The 16,558-nt window shown below is 66.3% G+C and carries 15 protein-coding genes; 9 read left to right on the top strand and 6 right to left on the bottom strand.

Features of this window, described 5'->3' with window-relative positions; all coding sequences use genetic code 11:
* From sufC to VFH65_RS09205, 4 genes are read right to left on the bottom strand one after another with little or no spacing between them, the layout of a single operon-like run.
* The gene (gene sufC, locus VFH65_RS09190) at window positions 1-768 is read right to left on the bottom strand and encodes a Fe-S cluster assembly ATPase SufC (protein WP_353320848.1); all 768 of its coding nucleotides are present in this window, start codon (window positions 766-768) and stop codon (window positions 1-3) included.
* Window positions 765-1,943: a Fe-S cluster assembly protein SufD gene (gene sufD, locus VFH65_RS09195; RefSeq protein ID WP_353320849.1), complete on the bottom strand. Its 1,179-nt coding sequence runs from the start codon at window positions 1,941-1,943 to the stop codon at window positions 765-767. The genes sufC and sufD overlap by 4 nt, the downstream gene beginning before the upstream one ends.
* On the bottom strand, window positions 1,943-3,388 hold the full coding sequence (gene sufB / locus VFH65_RS09200; RefSeq protein WP_353320850.1) for a Fe-S cluster assembly protein SufB: 1,446 nt from the start codon (window positions 3,386-3,388) through the stop codon (window positions 1,943-1,945). The genes sufD and sufB overlap by 1 nt, the downstream gene beginning before the upstream one ends.
* Window positions 3,385-4,179, bottom strand: coding sequence for a helix-turn-helix transcriptional regulator (locus VFH65_RS09205; protein ID WP_353320851.1), 795 nt, complete (start codon window positions 4,177-4,179; stop codon window positions 3,385-3,387). Before VFH65_RS09205 ends, sufB begins: the two co-directional genes overlap by 4 nt.
* A gap of 24 nt (window positions 4,180-4,203) precedes the next feature.
* Between VFH65_RS09205 and mptB the strand changes: the two genes are divergently transcribed.
* The 6 genes from mptB (at window position 4,204) to VFH65_RS09235 (ending at window position 10,380) form a co-directional block, all read left to right on the top strand.
* A complete protein-coding gene (gene mptB, locus VFH65_RS09210; protein WP_353320852.1) occupies window positions 4,204-5,913 on the top strand; it encodes a polyprenol phosphomannose-dependent alpha 1,6 mannosyltransferase MptB in 1,710 nt (569 codons plus the stop codon).
* The gene (locus VFH65_RS09215) at window positions 5,904-6,842 is read left to right on the top strand and encodes an ABC transporter ATP-binding protein (RefSeq protein ID WP_414688387.1); all 939 of its coding nucleotides are present in this window, start codon (window positions 5,904-5,906) and stop codon (window positions 6,840-6,842) included. Before mptB ends, VFH65_RS09215 begins: the two co-directional genes overlap by 10 nt.
* Complete coding sequence (locus tag VFH65_RS09220) at window positions 6,839-7,612, top strand: ABC transporter permease (RefSeq protein ID WP_353320855.1); 774 nt, start codon at window positions 6,839-6,841, stop codon at window positions 7,610-7,612. The genes VFH65_RS09215 and VFH65_RS09220 overlap by 4 nt, the downstream gene beginning before the upstream one ends.
* A 52-nt stretch (window positions 7,613-7,664) precedes the next feature.
* Window positions 7,665-8,561, top strand: coding sequence for a DMT family transporter (locus tag VFH65_RS09225; RefSeq protein ID WP_353320856.1), 897 nt, complete (start codon window positions 7,665-7,667; stop codon window positions 8,559-8,561).
* 10 nt (window positions 8,562-8,571) lie between these two features.
* Complete coding sequence (locus VFH65_RS09230; RefSeq protein ID WP_353320858.1) at window positions 8,572-9,360, top strand: hypothetical protein; 789 nt, start codon at window positions 8,572-8,574, stop codon at window positions 9,358-9,360.
* 78 nt (window positions 9,361-9,438) lie between these two features.
* Entirely contained in the window at window positions 9,439-10,380 is a 942-nt protein-coding gene (locus VFH65_RS09235; protein WP_353320869.1) for a COX15/CtaA family protein, read from the top strand.
* Here the strand turns inward: VFH65_RS09235 and VFH65_RS09240 are convergent.
* Window positions 10,318-11,256 (bottom strand): ATP-grasp domain-containing protein, encoded by a 939-nt coding sequence (locus tag VFH65_RS09240; RefSeq protein ID WP_353320860.1) that lies wholly within the window; start codon window positions 11,254-11,256, stop codon window positions 10,318-10,320. The two genes, VFH65_RS09235 and VFH65_RS09240, sit on opposite strands and share 63 nt — an antisense overlap.
* A gap of 21 nt (window positions 11,257-11,277) precedes the next feature.
* On the opposite strand from VFH65_RS09240, the gene VFH65_RS09245 reads away from it, so the two are divergent.
* Window positions 11,278-12,249, top strand: a complete 972-nt coding sequence (locus tag VFH65_RS09245) for a quinone oxidoreductase family protein (protein ID WP_353320861.1) — start codon at window positions 11,278-11,280, stop codon at window positions 12,247-12,249.
* Window positions 12,250-12,472: 223 nt separating this feature from the next.
* On the opposite strand, the gene VFH65_RS09250 is transcribed toward VFH65_RS09245, so the two are convergent.
* Window positions 12,473-13,396, bottom strand: a complete 924-nt coding sequence (locus VFH65_RS09250; protein ID WP_353320863.1) for a heme o synthase — start codon at window positions 13,394-13,396, stop codon at window positions 12,473-12,475.
* 194 nt (window positions 13,397-13,590) lie between these two features.
* Here VFH65_RS09250 and tkt point away from each other — a divergent pair, with 194 nt between their 5' ends.
* The gene (gene tkt, locus VFH65_RS09255; protein ID WP_353320865.1) at window positions 13,591-15,681 is read left to right on the top strand and encodes a transketolase; all 2,091 of its coding nucleotides are present in this window, start codon (window positions 13,591-13,593) and stop codon (window positions 15,679-15,681) included.
* 22 nt (window positions 15,682-15,703) lie between these two features.
* Window positions 15,704-16,558: transaldolase (gene tal, locus VFH65_RS09260; RefSeq protein WP_353320866.1), on the top strand; the 855-nt coding region annotated here is incomplete at its 3' end.

A 16,558-nucleotide genomic window follows, 5' to 3' on the forward strand; every position in this document is an offset into this window, starting at 1 on the left:
TCAGGCTCCGACCGCCTGGGTGAAGCGCTCGTATCCGTTGGCGTCGAGCTCGTCGGCCAACTCAGGACCACCCGACTCGACAATGCGACCGCTGACGAACACGTGCACGAACTGCGGCTGGATGTAGCGCAGGATGCGCGTGTAGTGCGTGATCAACAGCAACCCGCCATGCGCCTCTGCGGCGTAGCGGTTGACGCCTTCGCTGACCACCCGCAGCGCGTCGACGTCCAGACCGGAGTCGGTCTCGTCGAGAATCGCGATCTTGGGCTTGAGCAATTCGAGTTGAAGGATCTCGTGGCGCTTCTTCTCGCCGCCGGAGAAGCCTTCGTTGACACTGCGTTCGGAGAACGACGGGTCGATGTCGAGGCCCTCCATCGCGCCCTTGACCTCTTTGACCCAGTGCCGCAGCTTGGGCGCCTCGCCGCGCACGGCGGTGGCGGCGGTGCGCAGGAAGTTCGACATCGACACTCCCGGTACCTCGACGGGGTACTGCATCGCCAGGAACAGTCCGGCACGTGCGCGCTCGTCGATGCTCATCTCGAGGACGTCCTGCCCGTCCAGCGTGATTGAACCCGACGTCACCGTGTATTTCGGATGGCCCGCAACCGCGTACGACAGCGTCGACTTTCCTGACCCGTTCGGACCCATCAGGGCGTGGGTCTCCCCCGAATTCACGGTGAGATCCACGCCTTTGAGGATCGGGATGTCGGTCCCGTCCTCCTTGGAGACGACGCTGACGTGCAGATCCTTGATTTCCAGTGTGGTCATGAGGTGGCTGTTCTCGATTCCGTTATCTCTAGTTCGTGTTCGATGGCGTCTGTGAGGCGCTCGCGCACCGCAGGCACCGCGATCTTCTGAATGAGCTCGCCGAAGAAGCCGCGGACGACGAGGCGCCGGGCCTGGTCTTCCGGGATGCCGCGAGCCTGCAGGTAGAAAAGTTGCTCGTCGTCGAAACGTCCGGTGGCGCTGGCGTGTCCGGCGCCGACGATCTCGCCGGTCTCGATTTCAAGGTTGGGCACCGAGTCGGCGCGGGCGCCGTCGGTGAGCACGAGATTGCGGTTGGTTTCAAAGGTATCCGTGCCCGTTGCGGCCGCACGGATCAACACGTCGCCCACCCAGACGGTGTGTGCGTCGGGCTTGTTCGAATCCGGATCGCCTTGCAGCGCACCCTTGTACGTCACGTGCGAGCGACAGTTCGGCTGAGCATGGTCGACCAGCAGGCGTGATTCGAGATGCTGGCCGTCGTCGGCGAAGTACAGTCCGAGCAGCTCGGCGTCGCCGCCCGGCGCACAGAACCGGACCCGTGCCGTCAGGCGGACCAGGTCGCCGCCGAGGGTGACCGCGACGTGGCGCAGAACGGCATCCTTGCCCAGCGTGGCGTGATGGCTGCTGACGTGCACGGTGTCGTCGGCCCAGTCGGCGATCGAGACGACCGTCAGGCGGGCCGCATCGCTGACGACGAATTCGACGTTGTCGGCGTAGGTTCCGCTGCCTCGGTGGTCGATGACGACGACGGCCTCGGCCAGCTCACCGACCCGCACCTGCAGATGCCCGTAGGCGACCTTGCCCTCGCCGGGCCCGGTCACCGTGACCTGGATCTGATCCCGCAGAGCCGTCTGCTTCGGGATCTCGATCAAGGTCGCGGTCTCGAACGACGAATAGGCTTGTGCGGCAATGCGGTCGGCGGGTGCGCCGGCCTCACCCAGACGCGAGTCGTCACGCGACACCTGGTCGACCCGCACACCGTCCAGTGTTTCCACATCGATCGTCGCGGTGCCATTGGCAGGCGCGGAGCCGTCGTGCAGACCGCGCAGCCGCCGCAGTGGAGTGAACCGCCAGATCTCGTCACGACCGTGCGGCACCTCGAAGGCGTCGACGTCGAAGGAGGTGAACAGTTCGCCCTTGGTGCGGCCTTCCAGCGTCGTGGTCAAATCCTGCGCCACTAGCCCACCGCGCCTTCCATTTGCAGCTCGATCAGCCGGTTGAGCTCAAGTGCGTACTCCATGGGCAGTTCCTTGGCAATGGGCTCGACGAAGCCGCGCACCACCATCGCCATCGCTTCGTCCTCGGTCATACCGCGGCTCATCAGATAAAAGAGCTGGTCCTCGCTGACCTTGGACACGGTGGCCTCGTGACCCATCGTGACGTCGTCCTCGCGGATGTCGACGTATGGGTAGGTATCGCTGCGGCTGATCGTATCGACAAGCAGCGCATCGCATTTCACGCTGGAGCGCGATCCGTGCGCGCCCTTGTTGACCTGAACCAGGCCGCGGTAGGACGCGCGGCCACCGCCGCGGGCCACCGACTTGGAGACGATGTTGCTCGACGTGTTCGGTGCCAGGTGCAGCATCTTGGCGCCCGTGTCCTGGTGCTGGCCCTCGCCGGCGAACGCCACTGAAAGCACCTCGCCCTTGGCGTGCTCGCCGGTCATCCACACGGCCGGGTACTTCATCGTGACCTTGGACCCGATGTTGCCGTCGACCCACTCCATGGTGGCGCCGGCCTCGGCGCGCGCCCGCTTGGTGACCAGGTTGTAGACGTTGTTCGACCAGTTCTGGATCGTCGTGTAACGGCAACGGCCACCGGGCTTCACGATGATCTCGACGACCGCCGAGTGCAGCGAGTCGCTCTTGTATATCGGCGCGGTGCAGCCCTCGACGTAGTGCACGTAGGCGCCTTCGTCGACGATGATCAGCGTCCGCTCGAACTGCCCCATGTTCTCGGTGTTGATCCGGAAGTAGGCCTGCAGCGGAATGTCGACGTGCACACCCGGCGGGACGTAGATGAACGAACCACCCGACCACACCGCGGTGTTCAGCGCGGAGAACGTGTTGTCCCCCGCCGGGATCACGGTGCCGAAGTCCTGCTTGAAGATGTCCGGGTGTTCCTTCAGCGCGGTGTCGGTGTCGAGGAAGATGACGCCAAGCGCCTCCAGGTCCTCACGGATGGAGTGGTAGACGACCTCGGACTCGTACTGCGCGGCGACGCCGGACACCAGGCGCTGCTTCTCAGCCTCGGGGATGCCCAGCTTGTCGTAGGTGTTCTTGATGTCCTCGGGCAGGTCGTCCCATGTCGCTGCCTGCTTCTCGCTGGAGCGCACGAAGTACTTGATGTTGTCGAAGTGGATGCCCTCGAGGTTAGAACCCCAGTTCGGCATCGGCTTCTTGTCGAACGTCCGCAGCGCGCGCAACCGGGTTTCGAGCATCCACTCCGGCTCGCTCTTCTTGGCCGAGATGTCGCGCACCACCGCCTCGGACAGCCCTCGCTGCGCGCTGGCGCCTGCGACATCGGAGTCCACCCAGCCGTAGCCGTACCGGCTCAGCGAGGCGATGGCCTCGTCCTGGCTGAGCGGTTCGCCTAGCTTGTGAACCTCGGGGGTGGTCGTCATGTCGACGCTCCTTGTGTGGTCGTGGCGGCTTCGACGCGGGCTGTGCGCCGAAGGGTTGTTGGCTTGTCCGTGCGCTGTTCAATGAGCGGCACGTGGGTGGTGCAGGCGCAGTCGCCGTTGACAATCGTGGCCAGCCGCTGCACGTGGGTACCGAGGATCTCGGCGAACGCTTCTCGCTCGGTCTCGCACAGCTCCGGGAACTCCTCTGCGACGTGCGACACCGGGCAGTGATGCTGACAGAGCTGAATCCCGTGGATCGGGCCGGTCACCGGCGTCGTGGTGGTCGCATATCCGGCCTTGGTCAGCGCCTCGGCCACCCTATCGGCAGTGCTTTCAACGTCATCGGGCCCGCCGGTTACTCCCGCGAGGATGCTGTCGATGCGGCCCCGGGCGAAGGTCCGCACCGCGTCGTCGCCGCCGATCTCCCGCAGCTGCCGCATCGCGGCCACGGCAAGGTCGTCATAGGTGTGGCCCAGCTTGCCGCGGCCCGCGGCGGTCAGCCGGTAGCGCTTGGCAGGCCGGCCGCGGCCACTGTGCTGCCACGCCGCCGCGGCGCTGGACTGCGCATCGCCTGCATCCATCAGGGCATCCAAATGCCTGCGAACGCCCGCGGCAGAAATGCCGAGCCGCTCACCGATCTCGCCTGCTGTGATGGGTCCCGCCTCCAGCAAGAGCTGGACGATCGCGCCACGCGTGTGGCGATCAGCGTCGGGACGGAATTTCACAACACCATTGTGTCGGAATTCCGAAACCCGGTAAAGCAAGGGCACCCTTAGCGTGACAGGCGCCATAGGGCCGGCGGCTACGCTGCTGTGATGGCCGCCCGGCTCCGGTCCCTCAGCTCGTCGATTGCCCGATGGCATGCCGACGAACGCACGGTCGGTTCGCCGCTCAACGATGGCCAGCTCGTTGCTCTCCGCCGAACGCGGCTGTTCGGGGCCACCGGCACGGTAGTGATGGCCATCGGCGCGCTCGGTGCCGGCGCCCGGCCGGTCGTTCAGGATCCGACGTTCGGGGTGCGGCTGCTCAACCTGCCGTCTCGGATCCAGACCGTATCGCTGACCATGACCACCACCGGCGCAGTGATGATGGCGCTGGCCTGGTTGATGCTGGGCCGATTCGCGCTCGGCAGCAGGCGGATGACGCGCAGCCAGCTGGATCGCACGCTGCTGTTGTGGGCGTTGCCGCTGCTGTTCGCCCCGCCGATGTACAGCAGAGACGTCTACTCCTATCTGGCCCAAAGTGAGATCTCACTGCAGGGGCTCGATCCGTACCGGGTCGGGCCTGCCACCGGACTGGGCCTCGACCATGTGTTCACGCTGTCGGTGCCCAACCTGTGGCGAGAAACACCCGCGCCGTACGGGCCGCTGTTCCTTTGGATGGGCCGCGGGATCTCGGGCATCACCGGCGAGAACATCGTCGAGGCCGTGCTGTTCCATCGCCTGGTCGTGCTGGCCGGTATCGGGCTGATCGTGTGGGCCACGCCTCGGCTGGCCCGGCGATGTGGTGTCGCGGAAGTCAGCGCCCTGTGGCTGGGGCCGGCGAACCCGCTGCTGTTCATGCACCTGGTAGCAGGCATCCACAACGAAGCGCTGATGCTCGGTCTGATGCTGGCGGGGACCGAGTTCGCGCTGCGTGGTGTCGACGCCGCGGGGCCGCTGCTGCCCCGGCCGCTGACCTGGCCACATGGTCGCGAGCGATGGGCGCGCTGGTATCCGATGGCCATGCTGGTCTTGGGCGCCGTGCTGATCTCATTGTCGTCCCAGGTAAAGCTTCCTTCACTGCTGGCGTTGGGCTTCGTGGCGATGGCGCTGGCCTGCCGTTGGGGCGGCACGTTCAAGGCGTTCCTGATCGCCGGGGGATCGCTGACCGCCGTGTCAGTGGCGGTGATGGCGGTGATCGGCTGGGCCAGCGGCCTGGGCTTCGGATGGATCTTCACGCTGGGCACCGCGAACGTGGTGCGCAGCTGGATGTCCCCGCCGACGTTGCTGGCGCTGGGAACAGGTCAGGTCGGCATCCTGCTCGGGCTCGGCGATCACACGACCGCGGTACTGGGCCTGACTCGTGGGATCGGCGTGTTCCTGATCGCGGTCGTCGTCACTTGGCTGCTGCTCGCCGTGTTGCGCGGACGCCTGCATCCGGTCGGCGGGCTCGGCGTCGCGCTGGGGGCCACCGTGTTGCTCTTCCCCGTCGTGCAGCCCTGGTATCTGCTGTGGGCGATCATCCCGCTGGCGGCATGGGCCAGCCGGCCGCGGTTTCGCACTGTCGTGATCGTCGTCACGCTCGTCATAGGGATCTTCGGGCCAACGGCGAACGGAGACCGCTTCGCGCTGTTCCAGATCGTCCTCGCAACCGCGGCGAGCGCGCTGATCGTGGTGCTGCTGGTCGCGCTCACCTACTACCGGCTGCCGTGGCGAAGACTGCCCGATGCCGACTTTGGCCCAGAGCCGGCGCCCGCTGCGACCGAATCGCCACGACCGCCGCAGCAGCCCGCCAAACCCGACGCCTACGCTGAATCCCCGTGACCTCCCGCGCACCCGCCCCCGTGCAGCTGCGCGGGGTCATCAAGCGGTACGGGTCGACGACCGCCGTGTCGGATCTCGACCTCGATGTGCAGGCCGCCGAGGTGCTCGCGCTGCTGGGCCCCAACGGTGCGGGCAAGACCACGACGGTGGAGATGTGCGAGGGCTTCATCAAGCCCGACGCCGGGAGCATCGAAATACTCGGCCTTGACCCGTTCGCCCAGAACGCACTCGTACGCGAGCGTATCGGTGTGATGCTGCAGGGCGGCGGCGCGTATCCGGCGGCGCGGGCCGAAGAGATGCTCAACCTCGTTGCCGCATATGCCGCCAACCCGCTGGACCCGCAGTGGCTGCTGGACACGCTCGGGCTGACCGAGGCGGCGCGCACGACGTACCGTCGCCTTTCCGGCGGACAGCAACAGCGGCTGGCGCTGGCGTGCGCGGTGGTGGGCCGCCCCGAGTTGGTGTTCCTCGACGAGCCGACGGCAGGCATGGACGCGCACGCGCGAATCGTGGTGTGGGAATTGATCGATGGGTTGCGCCGCGACGGCGTCACGGTGGTGTTGACCACCCACCAGCTGACCGAGGCCGAGGAATTGGCCGACCGCATCGTGATCATCGACCACGGCATCGCGGTCGCGGCAGGCACGCCGGCGGAGCTGATGCGCAGCGGAGCGGAGAATCAGCTGCGGTTCCGAGCTCCGCGGATGCTCGACCTGTCGCTGTTGGTGTCGGCGCTGCCGGAAAGCTACAAGGCGACCGAGACGGCGCCGGGCGAATACCTCGTCGAGGGTCACATCGATCCGCAGGTGCTGGCCACCGTGACGGCGTGGTGCGCCCGGCTCAATGTGCTGGCCACCGATATGCGGGTGGAGCAGCGCAGCCTCGAGGACGTGTTCCTGGAGTTGACGGGCCGGGAGCTAAGAGGATGACCAATCGTTTTGCGCCGGGGACGTTTACACCCGACCCCCGCCCAGCGAGCGTGCCGAAGATGTTGACCGCGCAGTTCGGCCTTGAGCTCAAGCTGTTGCTGCGCAACGGCGAACAGCTGCTGCTGACCATGTTCATCCCGATCACCCTGCTGGTCGGATTGACCCTGCTTCCGCTGGGCTCGTTCGGCCCCGACCGGGCGGCGACGTTCGTACCGGCCATCATGGCGCTGGCGGTGATCTCGACGGCGTTCACCGGGCAGGCCATCGCGGTGGCGTTCGACCGTCGCTACGGCGCGCTCAAACGCCTTGGTGCGACCGCGCTTCCGGTGTGGGGCATCATCGCCGGCAAGTCGTTGGCGGTGGTGGCCGTCGTGTTTCTGCAGTCGATGTTGTTGGGCGCCATCGGTTTTGCACTGGGGTGGCGACCCCATATCCTCGGGCTGGTGTTGGGCGCGGCGATCATCGCGCTCGGCACTGCGGGCTTCGCCGCGCTGGGCCTGTTACTGGGCGGCACGCTGCGCGCCGAAATCGTGCTGGCGGTCGCCAACCTGCTGTGGTTCGTCTTCGCGGGCCTCGGCGCGCTGACGTTGGAGGCCGGGATGGTGCCGCACGGCGTCGAGTGGGTGGCGCGCCTGACGCCGTCGGGCGCCCTGACCGAGGCCCTGTCGCGAGCGATGACGCTGTCAGTGGACTGGTTCGGGCTGGCCGTGCTCGCGGTATGGGGCGCGGTCGCCGCGCTTTGCGCGCTGCGCTGGTTTCGCTTTACCTGACATTTTCGACGTTTGCCAGTGAAATATCGGCGACGTCAATACGATGTTGCAGATGCCAAGCGCCGGCGTCGGTCACCGACAAGAGAACCTGGTGCTGGGCGGCACATTCACCACTCTGTCGTTTCTGTGCGTCGCGCTGGTGAGCGCTTTCGGAAAAGCCGCGGGCCAATACACGTCGACCGGTGTCGTCGTGTTGTTCCAGAATCTCATCGCCCTTCTGTTCATCGGTCCGATCGCCGTCCGCGGCGGTTTCGCGTCGGTGCGGACGGACAAGATCGGCCTCCACATCGTGCGCGCGGCAGCTGGAACCGCTTGCTGGTACGCACTTTTCCTCGCGATGACGATGATGCCGCTGACCAACGCGATCCTGCTGACATTCAGTGCTCCATTGTGGATGCCGGTGATCGCCTGGCTGCTGTCTCGCCAAAAGGCATCGATGGCAACGTGGGCCGGCGCGGGGCTCGGCTTCGTCGGCGTGGTGCTTGTGCTCCAGCCCCACCATCAGCACTTCACAGTCGGCGCGCTGTTCGCGCTCGCAGGTGCGCTTCTACTCGCCGTTGCGCTGATGTCGGTCCGGTGGCTGGGGGCGACCGAGCCGATGTTCAGGATTCTCTTCTACTACTTCCTGCTGTCCACCGTGATGGTCGTTCCGTTCGCGGTCATTCAGTGGCAACCGTTGCAGGCACGCGCGTGGATCTATCTGATCGGCGTGGGATTTGCGCAGCTTTTCTCTCAGGTGTTCATCGTGCTGGCGTATCGCTACGCGTCGTCGGTCAAGCTCGGCCCGTTCGTCTATACGACCATCGCCTTCACGGCATTGATCGACTGGGCTGTGTGGGACCATCCGCCGACACTGTTCGTATTCCTTGGGATGGCACTCGTCATCGGTGGCGGACTCGTCGCGATTCGCGGTAAGCCCACCGCGCAAGTGGCCGGCATCGAAACGTGAAGGCTCACTTATGAGTCAGTGGATCGTCAGCCACGTGCCATCCTGGTTGTTCCTCATCGTGCTCGTCGTCGGTATTGCCGGCGGCACAGTGGCGATCCTCGCCTTTGTTCGGCGCCGGTTTTCCGGACTGGCCGAGGGTACGCAGAACGAGATCGCGAAGGTCGGATTCTCCGTCGTCGGTCCGGTCTACGGCTTTCTGACCGGGTTCATCATCGTCGTGCTCTGGGGCCAGATCGGCGCGGCAGACGACGTCGTGCGGACGGAAGGATCTTCCGCGGTGCAATTGGTCAGGGAGCTTGACGTGTTCGCGAAGGCCGATGGCGACCGGATGCGGCAAAGCCTTCTGGAATACGAACAGGCGGCCGTTGCCGAGTGGCCACAGGCCGCACGCGGACATGCGACACCCGAGGCCGAGGCCGCTTTGGGGCGGCTCTACACGACTTATCAGAGCGTTCAGCCGTCCGACGACAAGCAGCGAAGCGCTCTCTCGCGCTCGCTTGATTCGCTCAAGCAGATGAGTACATCGCGCACCGATCGGCTGCTCATGGCACGCACGAACACCGGCCCACCGTGGACGTTGTGGGCAGTGATCTTCCTGACCAGCGGGCTGGTCCTGGGCTTCGCAGTCATCCTTGGCGAGACGCAGGTCCGCATGCACTACGTGACGGCCGCCGCGACGGGCGCCCTCGTCGCCGTCATCGTGTACCTCCTCACACAGTTCGCGCATCCGTTTTTCGGCGAGATGTCGACATCCCCTGAGCCGCTGCGTGCGGCGATCGAGGTTCTGGAGTCCCACTAGCCGGACGCCCGCTACTACGGCGTGTAGTTGGAGTGCTCTACGATCGAGGCCGTGCCCGTCGGACGATATTTCCTGCGACTGGTCGACCTGCTGCCCTTGCCGAGCCTGCGGGCTCAGCGCGTCATCGCGTTCCTGGTCATCCTGACTCAGGGCGGCATCGCGGTCACCGGCGCGATCGTCCGCGTCACCGCCTCTGGCCTGGGTTGCCCGACGTGGCCGCAATGCTTCCCTGGCAGCTTCACCCCCGTTCCGGTGGCCGAGGTGCCCGTCGTGCACCAGGTGGTCGAGTTCGGCAACCGGATGATCACCTTCCTCGTGGTGCTGACGGCCGCCCTCGCGGTGCTGGCCGTCACCCGTGCCCGTCGCCGCCGCGAAGTGTTGATCTACGCCTGGCTGATGCCGGCGTCGACGGTGGTGCAGGCGGTGATCGGCGGCATCACGGTGCTGACCGGCCTGCTGTGGTGGACGGTGGCGATCCACCTGCTGGCATCGATGACCATGGTGTGGCTGTCCGTACTGCTCTACGTAAAGATCGGCGAGCCCGACAGCGGTGTTCCGGTGCGCAGGATTCCGAAGCCGTTGCGGCAGTTGACGTTTCTCAGCGGTGTCGCGCTGGCGGCGGTGCTGGTGACGGGCACGCTGGTGACCGGTGCCGGACCCCATGCCGGCGACAAGAGCGTCGACCGGACGATCCCGAGGCTTCAGGTGGAGATCACCACCCTGGTGCACACGCACTCTTCGCTGCTGGTGGCCTACCTATCGCTGCTCGTGGCGCTCGCCTTCGCACTGCTGGCCGTACGCGCCCCGCGGCCGGTGATGATCCGGCTGGCCGTGCTGCTGGTGCTGGTGTGCGCGCAGGGGCTCGTCGGCACCATCCAGTTCTTCACGGGCGTGCCCGCCGCACTGGTGGCGATCCACGTCGCCGGCGCTGCCGCGTGCACCGCGGCGACGGCCGCGCTATGGGCGTCGATGCGAGAGCGGGCCGAGCCCGAGCCGCTCGAGGGCGGCCTCAACACCTAACGCGAACTCGCGCTGCTGACGGCCGCGCGCGGCGGAATCCAGCTGCTGCCACCCCAGCGACGGTTCGACGAGCTCCAACTCCAGCAGCTGCACATCGCCTGCGCCGCCGAGCACGTCGACGCGGGCGTACAGGAACTCGTCGGCGCCGATGCCAAGGTGTGCGGCCGCGGCGGCCAGCGCCGCATGACCAACGTCCCACAGCTCGAAGTCCGGCTCGGCCGGCGTGAGCGATTCCTCCGCGTAGGTTCCCGACTCGTCGAAGACCGGCCGCTGACCGGGCGGCGGCAGAATCGGCGCCTTCGTGAACGCATGCGATTGCTGGCCGTGCAGAAACACCAGCGCCGTTTCGCCGTCTTCAACTCGCGGGTCGTACGGCTGCACGAGCACGGTGCGGCCTTGGTCCTGCAGCACCGTGGCGTGCTCGCGGGCCGCGTCGACGTCGCTAAACCGCAGGGCGCCAACGGATCCGGCGCCGACAGCCGGTTTCACGACGACTTCACCTTTCGGCAGCCGCAGCTTTTCGCCCGGCGAGAAGAACCGGCTGGGCACCGTCGGAACGCCGGCCGCGGCAAGGTCGGCCAGATACCGCTTGTCGGTGTTCCACGCCACCACCGCCGGAGCGTTCAGCAGATGAGGCACACGGGCCGTCCACGCGAGGAACTCGTCGAGGCGGTCGATGTAGTCCCACGCGGCGCGAAGGATCACCAGGTCGGCATCGAGCGCCGCGGGGTCGTCCCATGACAGCCAGCGGGCGTGCAGGCCGCGCTTGCGCAGGGCGTCCACCAGTTCGGCGTCGTCGCCGTCGCCCTCGGGCAAGGCCGGGCAGCCCGCGAGCACGATGCGGGGATGGAACACGTCGGGCCTGGCAAGTTTCATGACGCATGGATGATAGTCAGCATGAAGGCCATCGAAGTCGCCGAGACCGGCGGACCCGAAGTTCTGACCCACGTCGACACGCCCCAGCCCTCCCCCGGCGCCGGTGAGGTGCTGATCAAGGCCGAGGCCATCGGCGTCAACTTCATCGACACCTATTTCCGGTCAGGGCAGTATCCGCGCGAGCTGCCGTTCATCGTCGGCACGGAGGTCTGCGGGACCGTCGAGGCCGTCGGCGACGACGTCGCGGCGCTGAGCGTCGGCGATCGCGTTGTCACGTCCCAGGCCGTAGGTGCCTATGCTGAATACTGCATCGCCCCAGCCGATTTCGTGGCCTATGTGCCCGAGGGGGTGAGCCCCGACGCGGCGGCGGCGTCCCTGCTCAAGGGCATGACCGCGCACTATCTCATCAAGTCGGTGTATCCGGTGCAACAGGGCGACGCCGTGCTGGTGCACGCCGGCGCAGGAGGGGTCGGCCTGATCCTGACGCAGTGGGCCACCAGCCAGGCCGTCCGGGTGATCACCACCGTGTCGACGCCGGACAAGGCAGAACTGTCGCGCAAAGCGGGCGCGGTCGAGGTGCTCGACTATCCGGAGGACCCCGAGGAGTTCGGCGCCAAGATCAAAAACCTCACCGACGGTGGTGTCGCGGCGGTGTACGACGGTGTCGGAGCGGCGACCTTCGACGCCAGCCTGGCCAGCCTGCGGATCCGCGGCACCCTGGCGCTGTTCGGCGCGTCCAGTGGACCTGTCCCGCCGTTCGACCCGCAGCGGCTCAACGCCGCCGGTTCGCTGTTTCTGACGCGGCCGACGCTGTTGCACTACACCCGAACGGCAGACGAGTTCGCCTGGCGTGCTGGGGAACTGCTGAATGCGATCGCCGACGGCACACTCACCATCACCATCAGCGAGCGTTACCGTCTTGAGGACGCCGAGCAGGCCCACCGCGACCTGCAGGGCCGCAAGACCGTCGGGTCCGTCGTTCTAGTGCCCTAGGCGACTTGTGCCTCGGTTGCCACACCAGTCACGATTCCGACCGCTCCTCAGAGCGCCCGCCTCGAAGCGACTTTCGAGCAACACGGATGACGGCCGAACGCTGTCGCTCAGTTGTCGCTCGAAGGCACGCACAAACACACATGCTTCCGGCATGTAACTCATGAGAGGCATGCGAACGGTGCGACAATGAGGCGCCCATACGTCGCGACGGCGGGTTGCGGTGCTAGTGCCCTAACAGCGTGGGCAGCGCCAGCGCCGAGTCGATCGCCAGCGCGCAGAACACCACGGCCAGGTAGTTGTTGGACTGCAGGAACAATCGCAGCGGCTTGACCGGCTCACCGCGGCGAACGCCGGCGTTCAGCTGGTGGGCCATCACCAGGAACCAGCCGCCTGCCAGCAGTGCGACGGCCGCATACAGCCAGCCCGTCGCCAGCGCCAGCGCCAGCGTGGCCGCCACCGTCAGCCAGGTGTAGATCAGGATCTGCTTGGTGACCTGCCGCTCGGTGGCCACCGTCGGCAGCATCGGCACCCCGGCCGCGCGGTAGTCCTCCTTGTAGCGCATGGCCAGCGCCCAGGTGTGCGGAGGCGTCCAGAAGAAGATGATCGCGAACATCGCAAGGGCGGGCCACTCGATGGTTCCGGTGACCGCGGACCAGCCGATCATCACCGGCATGCAGCCTGCCGCCCCACCCCAGACCACGTTCTGGGAGGTACGACGCTTGAGCAGCAGGGTGTACACCAGCACGTAAAACGCGATCGTCGCGCCCGCAAGGTGCGCCGACAGCAGGTTCGTCGTCCACCACAACCAGAAGAACGAGCCGACGGACAGCGCGAGCCCGAACACCAGCGCGTGACTTCGCGGCACCGTGGCCCGGGCCAACGGGCGCCGCTCGGTGCGCTTCATCACCTTGTCGATGTCGGCGTCGGCCACACAGTTCAGGGTGTTGGCGCCAGCAGCCGCCAGCAGGCCGCCGAACAGCGTGTTGAGTATCAGCAGCGGATCGACAGTCCCACGGTCGGCCAGCAGCATCGCCGGAATCGTCGTGACCAGCAGCAGCTCGATCACGCGAGGCTTGGTCAGGGAGAGATAACCCAGGAGCGCGGTGCGAATTCGGCTCGGCGCCGCAACGCCTTCGCGAATGCTCACGCAGTTGACTCCTCAAAAATGGCGCTGCCGCCGACTTCTACTACAGACGATGGTAGACCGCGCGAATGCGTTGCCGTCACCGCAGGGTGGATTCGGGTAAACGGCGGGTCAATCGTGGGCGACTGCGCCTGCAGCGGCCCACCGTCCCGCACTAGGGTGGGTAAGCGGATTGCCGAGATCAAGGAGTGCGCCCTGTGACCACACTCGAAGACATTTCTGCCCTCACCCGTCCGAATCACCCGGACGACTGGACCGAGTTGGACTCGGTCGCCGTCGACACGGTCCGGGTGCTGGCGGCCGACGCAGTGCAGAAGGTCGGCAACGGCCATCCCGGCACAGCGATGAGCCTGGCGCCGCTGGCGTACACGCTCTTCCAGCGCCAGATGCGCCACGACCCCAGCGACGTCCACTGGCTGGGCCGCGACCGCTTCGTCCTTTCCTGCGGGCATTCCAGCCTGACGCTGTACATCCAGCTCTACCTCGGTGGCTTCGGCCTGGAACTCAGCGACATCGAGTCGCTGCGGACGTGGAAGTCCAAGACGCCCGGGCATCCGGAGTTCCGCCACACCAAAGGCGTGGAGATCACCACCGGACCTTTGGGTCAGGGGCTGGCCTCAGCCGTCGGCATGGCGATGGCATCGCGTTACGAGCGCGGCCTGTTCGATCCCGACGCGCCGGCAGGTGAGAGCCCGTTCGACCATTACATCTACGTCATCGCCTCCGACGGAGACATGGAGGAGGGCGTCACCAGCGAGGCGTCGTCGCTCGCCGGCACCCAGCAACTCGGCAATCTGATCGTGTTCTACGACCAGAACCAGATCTCGATCGAGCACGACACGAACATCGCGCTCTCCGAGGATGTTTCGGCACGCTACCGCGCCTACGGCTGGCATGTGCAGGAGGTCGAAGGTGGCGAGAACGTCGTCGGAATAGAAGAAGCCATCGAGGCCGCACGGGCTGTCACCGACAAGCCGTCGTTCATCGCGGTGCGGACGATCATCGGCTATCCGGCACCCACCAAGATGAACACAGGTGGTGTGCATGGCTCCGCACTCGGCGAGGAAGAGGTCGCCGCCACCAAGAGGGTGCTCGGCTTCGACCCGGACAAGACGTTCGAGGTGCGTGACGAAGTCATCGAGCACACCCGCAAGCTGGTGGTCCGCGGCAAGGAAGCCCACGAGAAATGGCAGCCGGCGTTCGACGCCTGGGCGGAGCGCGAACCCGAGCGCAAGAAGCTGCTCGACCGGCTAGTGGCCCAGGAGCTCCCCGACGGCTGGGACGCCGATCTGACCCACTGGGAGCCCGGCTCCAAGTCGGTGGCAACCCGTGCCGCATTCGGTCAGGTGCTCAACGACGTCGCGCCGAAGCTGCCCGAACTCTGGGGCGGCTCGGCCGACCTGGCCGGCAGCAACAACACCACCATCAAGGGCGTGAAGTCGTTCGGGCCACCGTCGATTTCGACCTCCGACTTCACGGCCGACTGGTACGGCCGGGTGTTGCACTTCGGCATCCGCGAGCACGCCATGGGATCGATCCTGTCCGGCATCGTCCTGCACGGGCCAACTCGCGCGTTCGGTGGAACGTTCCTGCAGTTCTCCGATTACATGCGCCCCGCGGTCCGGCTGGCGTCGTTGATGGACATCGACACCATTTACATCTGGACCCACGATTCGATCGGCCTGGGTGAGGACGGCCCCACTCATCAGCCGATCGAACATCTCGCGGCTCTGCGGGCGATCCCGAACCTGTCAGTGGTGCGGCCGGGTGACCCCAACGAGACGGCCTACGCCTGGCGCAGCATCATCGCGCGCGGCAGCGGCAGCGGGCCGGTCGGCTTCATCCTGACCCGCCAAGGCATTCCGGTCCTGGAAGGCACCGACGCCGAGGGCGTCGCCAAGGGCGGTTACGTCCTGGGCGGCACGCCTGCGGAGAACCCCGACGTGGTTCTGATCGGCACGGGATCTGAGCTGCAGCTCGCCGTCGCGGCGCAGAAGATATTGGCGGACAAGGGAATCACCGCCTCGGTGGTGTCGATGCCGTGCGTGGAGTGGTTCGAGTCCCAGCCCGTCGAGTACCGCGACAGTGTGCTGCCGCCTGCGGTGTCTGCCCGGGTCGCCGTCGAGGCGGCAGTCGCGCAGAGTTGGTACAAGCTGGTCGGCGACACCGGCGAGATCGTCTCGATCGAGCACTACGGCGAATCCGCCGACGACAAGACGTTGTTCCGCGAGTTCGGGTTCACCCCAGAGGCAGTGGTGGCCGCCGCGGAACGATCACTAGACAACTGAACTGAAACCGAAAGGCAACACCATGGCTCAGAATCCGAATCTCGCGGCACTGTCCGCGGCGGGTGTGTCCGTATGGCTGGACGACCTGTCTCGGGACCGACTGCAGACCGGCAACCTGCAGGAGCTGATCGACACCAAGTCCGTCGTCGGCGTCACCACCAACCCGTCGATCTTCCAGGCCGCGTTGTCGAAGGGAACGGCCTACGACGCGCAGGTCGCCGAACTCGCAGAGCGCGGCGCCGATGTGGACGCCACCATCCGCACTGTCACCACCGACGACGTGCGTAACGCATGCGACGTGCTGGCCAAACAGTACGAGCGCTCCGACGGCGTCGACGGCCGGGTGTCCATCGAGGTCGACCCGCGCCTGGCCCACGACACCGACAAGACGATCCTTCAGGCCATCGAGCTGTGGAAGATCGTCGACCGGCCCAACCTGCTGATCAAGATCCCCGCCACCTTGGCAGGATTGCCGGCGATCACCGCCGTTATCGCCGAAGGCATTTCGGTCAACGTGACGCTGATCTTCTCGGTCGAGCGCCACCGCGCCGTGATGGACGCCTACCTGGCAGGCCTGGAGGCGGCCAAGGCGGCTGGCCACGACATCTCGAAAATCCATTCGGTCGCATCGTTTTTCGTGTCCCGGGTGGACACCGAGATCGACAAGCGGCTGGAGAAGATCGGCGGCGACGACGCGTTGGCGCTGCGCGGTCAGGCCGGCGTCGCCAACGCGCGACTGGCCTACGCGGCCTACGAGGAAGTGTTCGTCGGCGGCTCACGGTACGAAGCCCTTGCAGCCGACGGCGCACGCGTGCAGCGTCCGCTGTGGGCGTCGACCGGCGTGAAGAACCCGGACTACTCCGACACGTTGTACGTC

Origin of the sequence: Mycobacterium sp., assembly GCF_035697385.1 — a bacterium.
In the GTDB taxonomy this organism is placed as follows: domain Bacteria; phylum Actinomycetota; class Actinomycetes; order Mycobacteriales; family Mycobacteriaceae; genus Mycobacterium.

Excerpts from the sequence above, each read along its gene's own strand:
- mptB (WP_353320852.1), top strand. The coding sequence starts at position 4,204 with ATGGCCGCCCGGCTCCGGTCCCTCAGCTCGTCGATTGCCCGATGGCAT.
- VFH65_RS09225 (WP_353320856.1), top strand. The coding sequence starts at position 7,665 with ATGCCAAGCGCCGGCGTCGGTCACCGACAAGAGAACCTGGTGCTGGGC.
- sufC (WP_353320848.1), bottom strand. The coding sequence starts at position 768 with ATGACCACACTGGAAATCAAGGATCTGCACGTCAGCGTCGTCTCCAAG.
- VFH65_RS09245 (WP_353320861.1), top strand. The coding sequence starts at position 11,278 with ATGAAGGCCATCGAAGTCGCCGAGACCGGCGGACCCGAAGTTCTGACC.
- sufB (WP_353320850.1), bottom strand. The coding sequence starts at position 3,388 with ATGACGACCACCCCCGAGGTTCACAAGCTAGGCGAACCGCTCAGCCAG.
- VFH65_RS09230 (WP_353320858.1), top strand. The coding sequence starts at position 8,572 with ATGAGTCAGTGGATCGTCAGCCACGTGCCATCCTGGTTGTTCCTCATC.
- VFH65_RS09240 (WP_353320860.1), bottom strand. The coding sequence starts at position 11,256 with ATGAAACTTGCCAGGCCCGACGTGTTCCATCCCCGCATCGTGCTCGCG.
- VFH65_RS09205 (WP_353320851.1), bottom strand. The coding sequence starts at position 4,179 with ATGGCGCCTGTCACGCTAAGGGTGCCCTTGCTTTACCGGGTTTCGGAA.
- VFH65_RS09220 (WP_353320855.1), top strand. The coding sequence starts at position 6,839 with ATGACCAATCGTTTTGCGCCGGGGACGTTTACACCCGACCCCCGCCCA.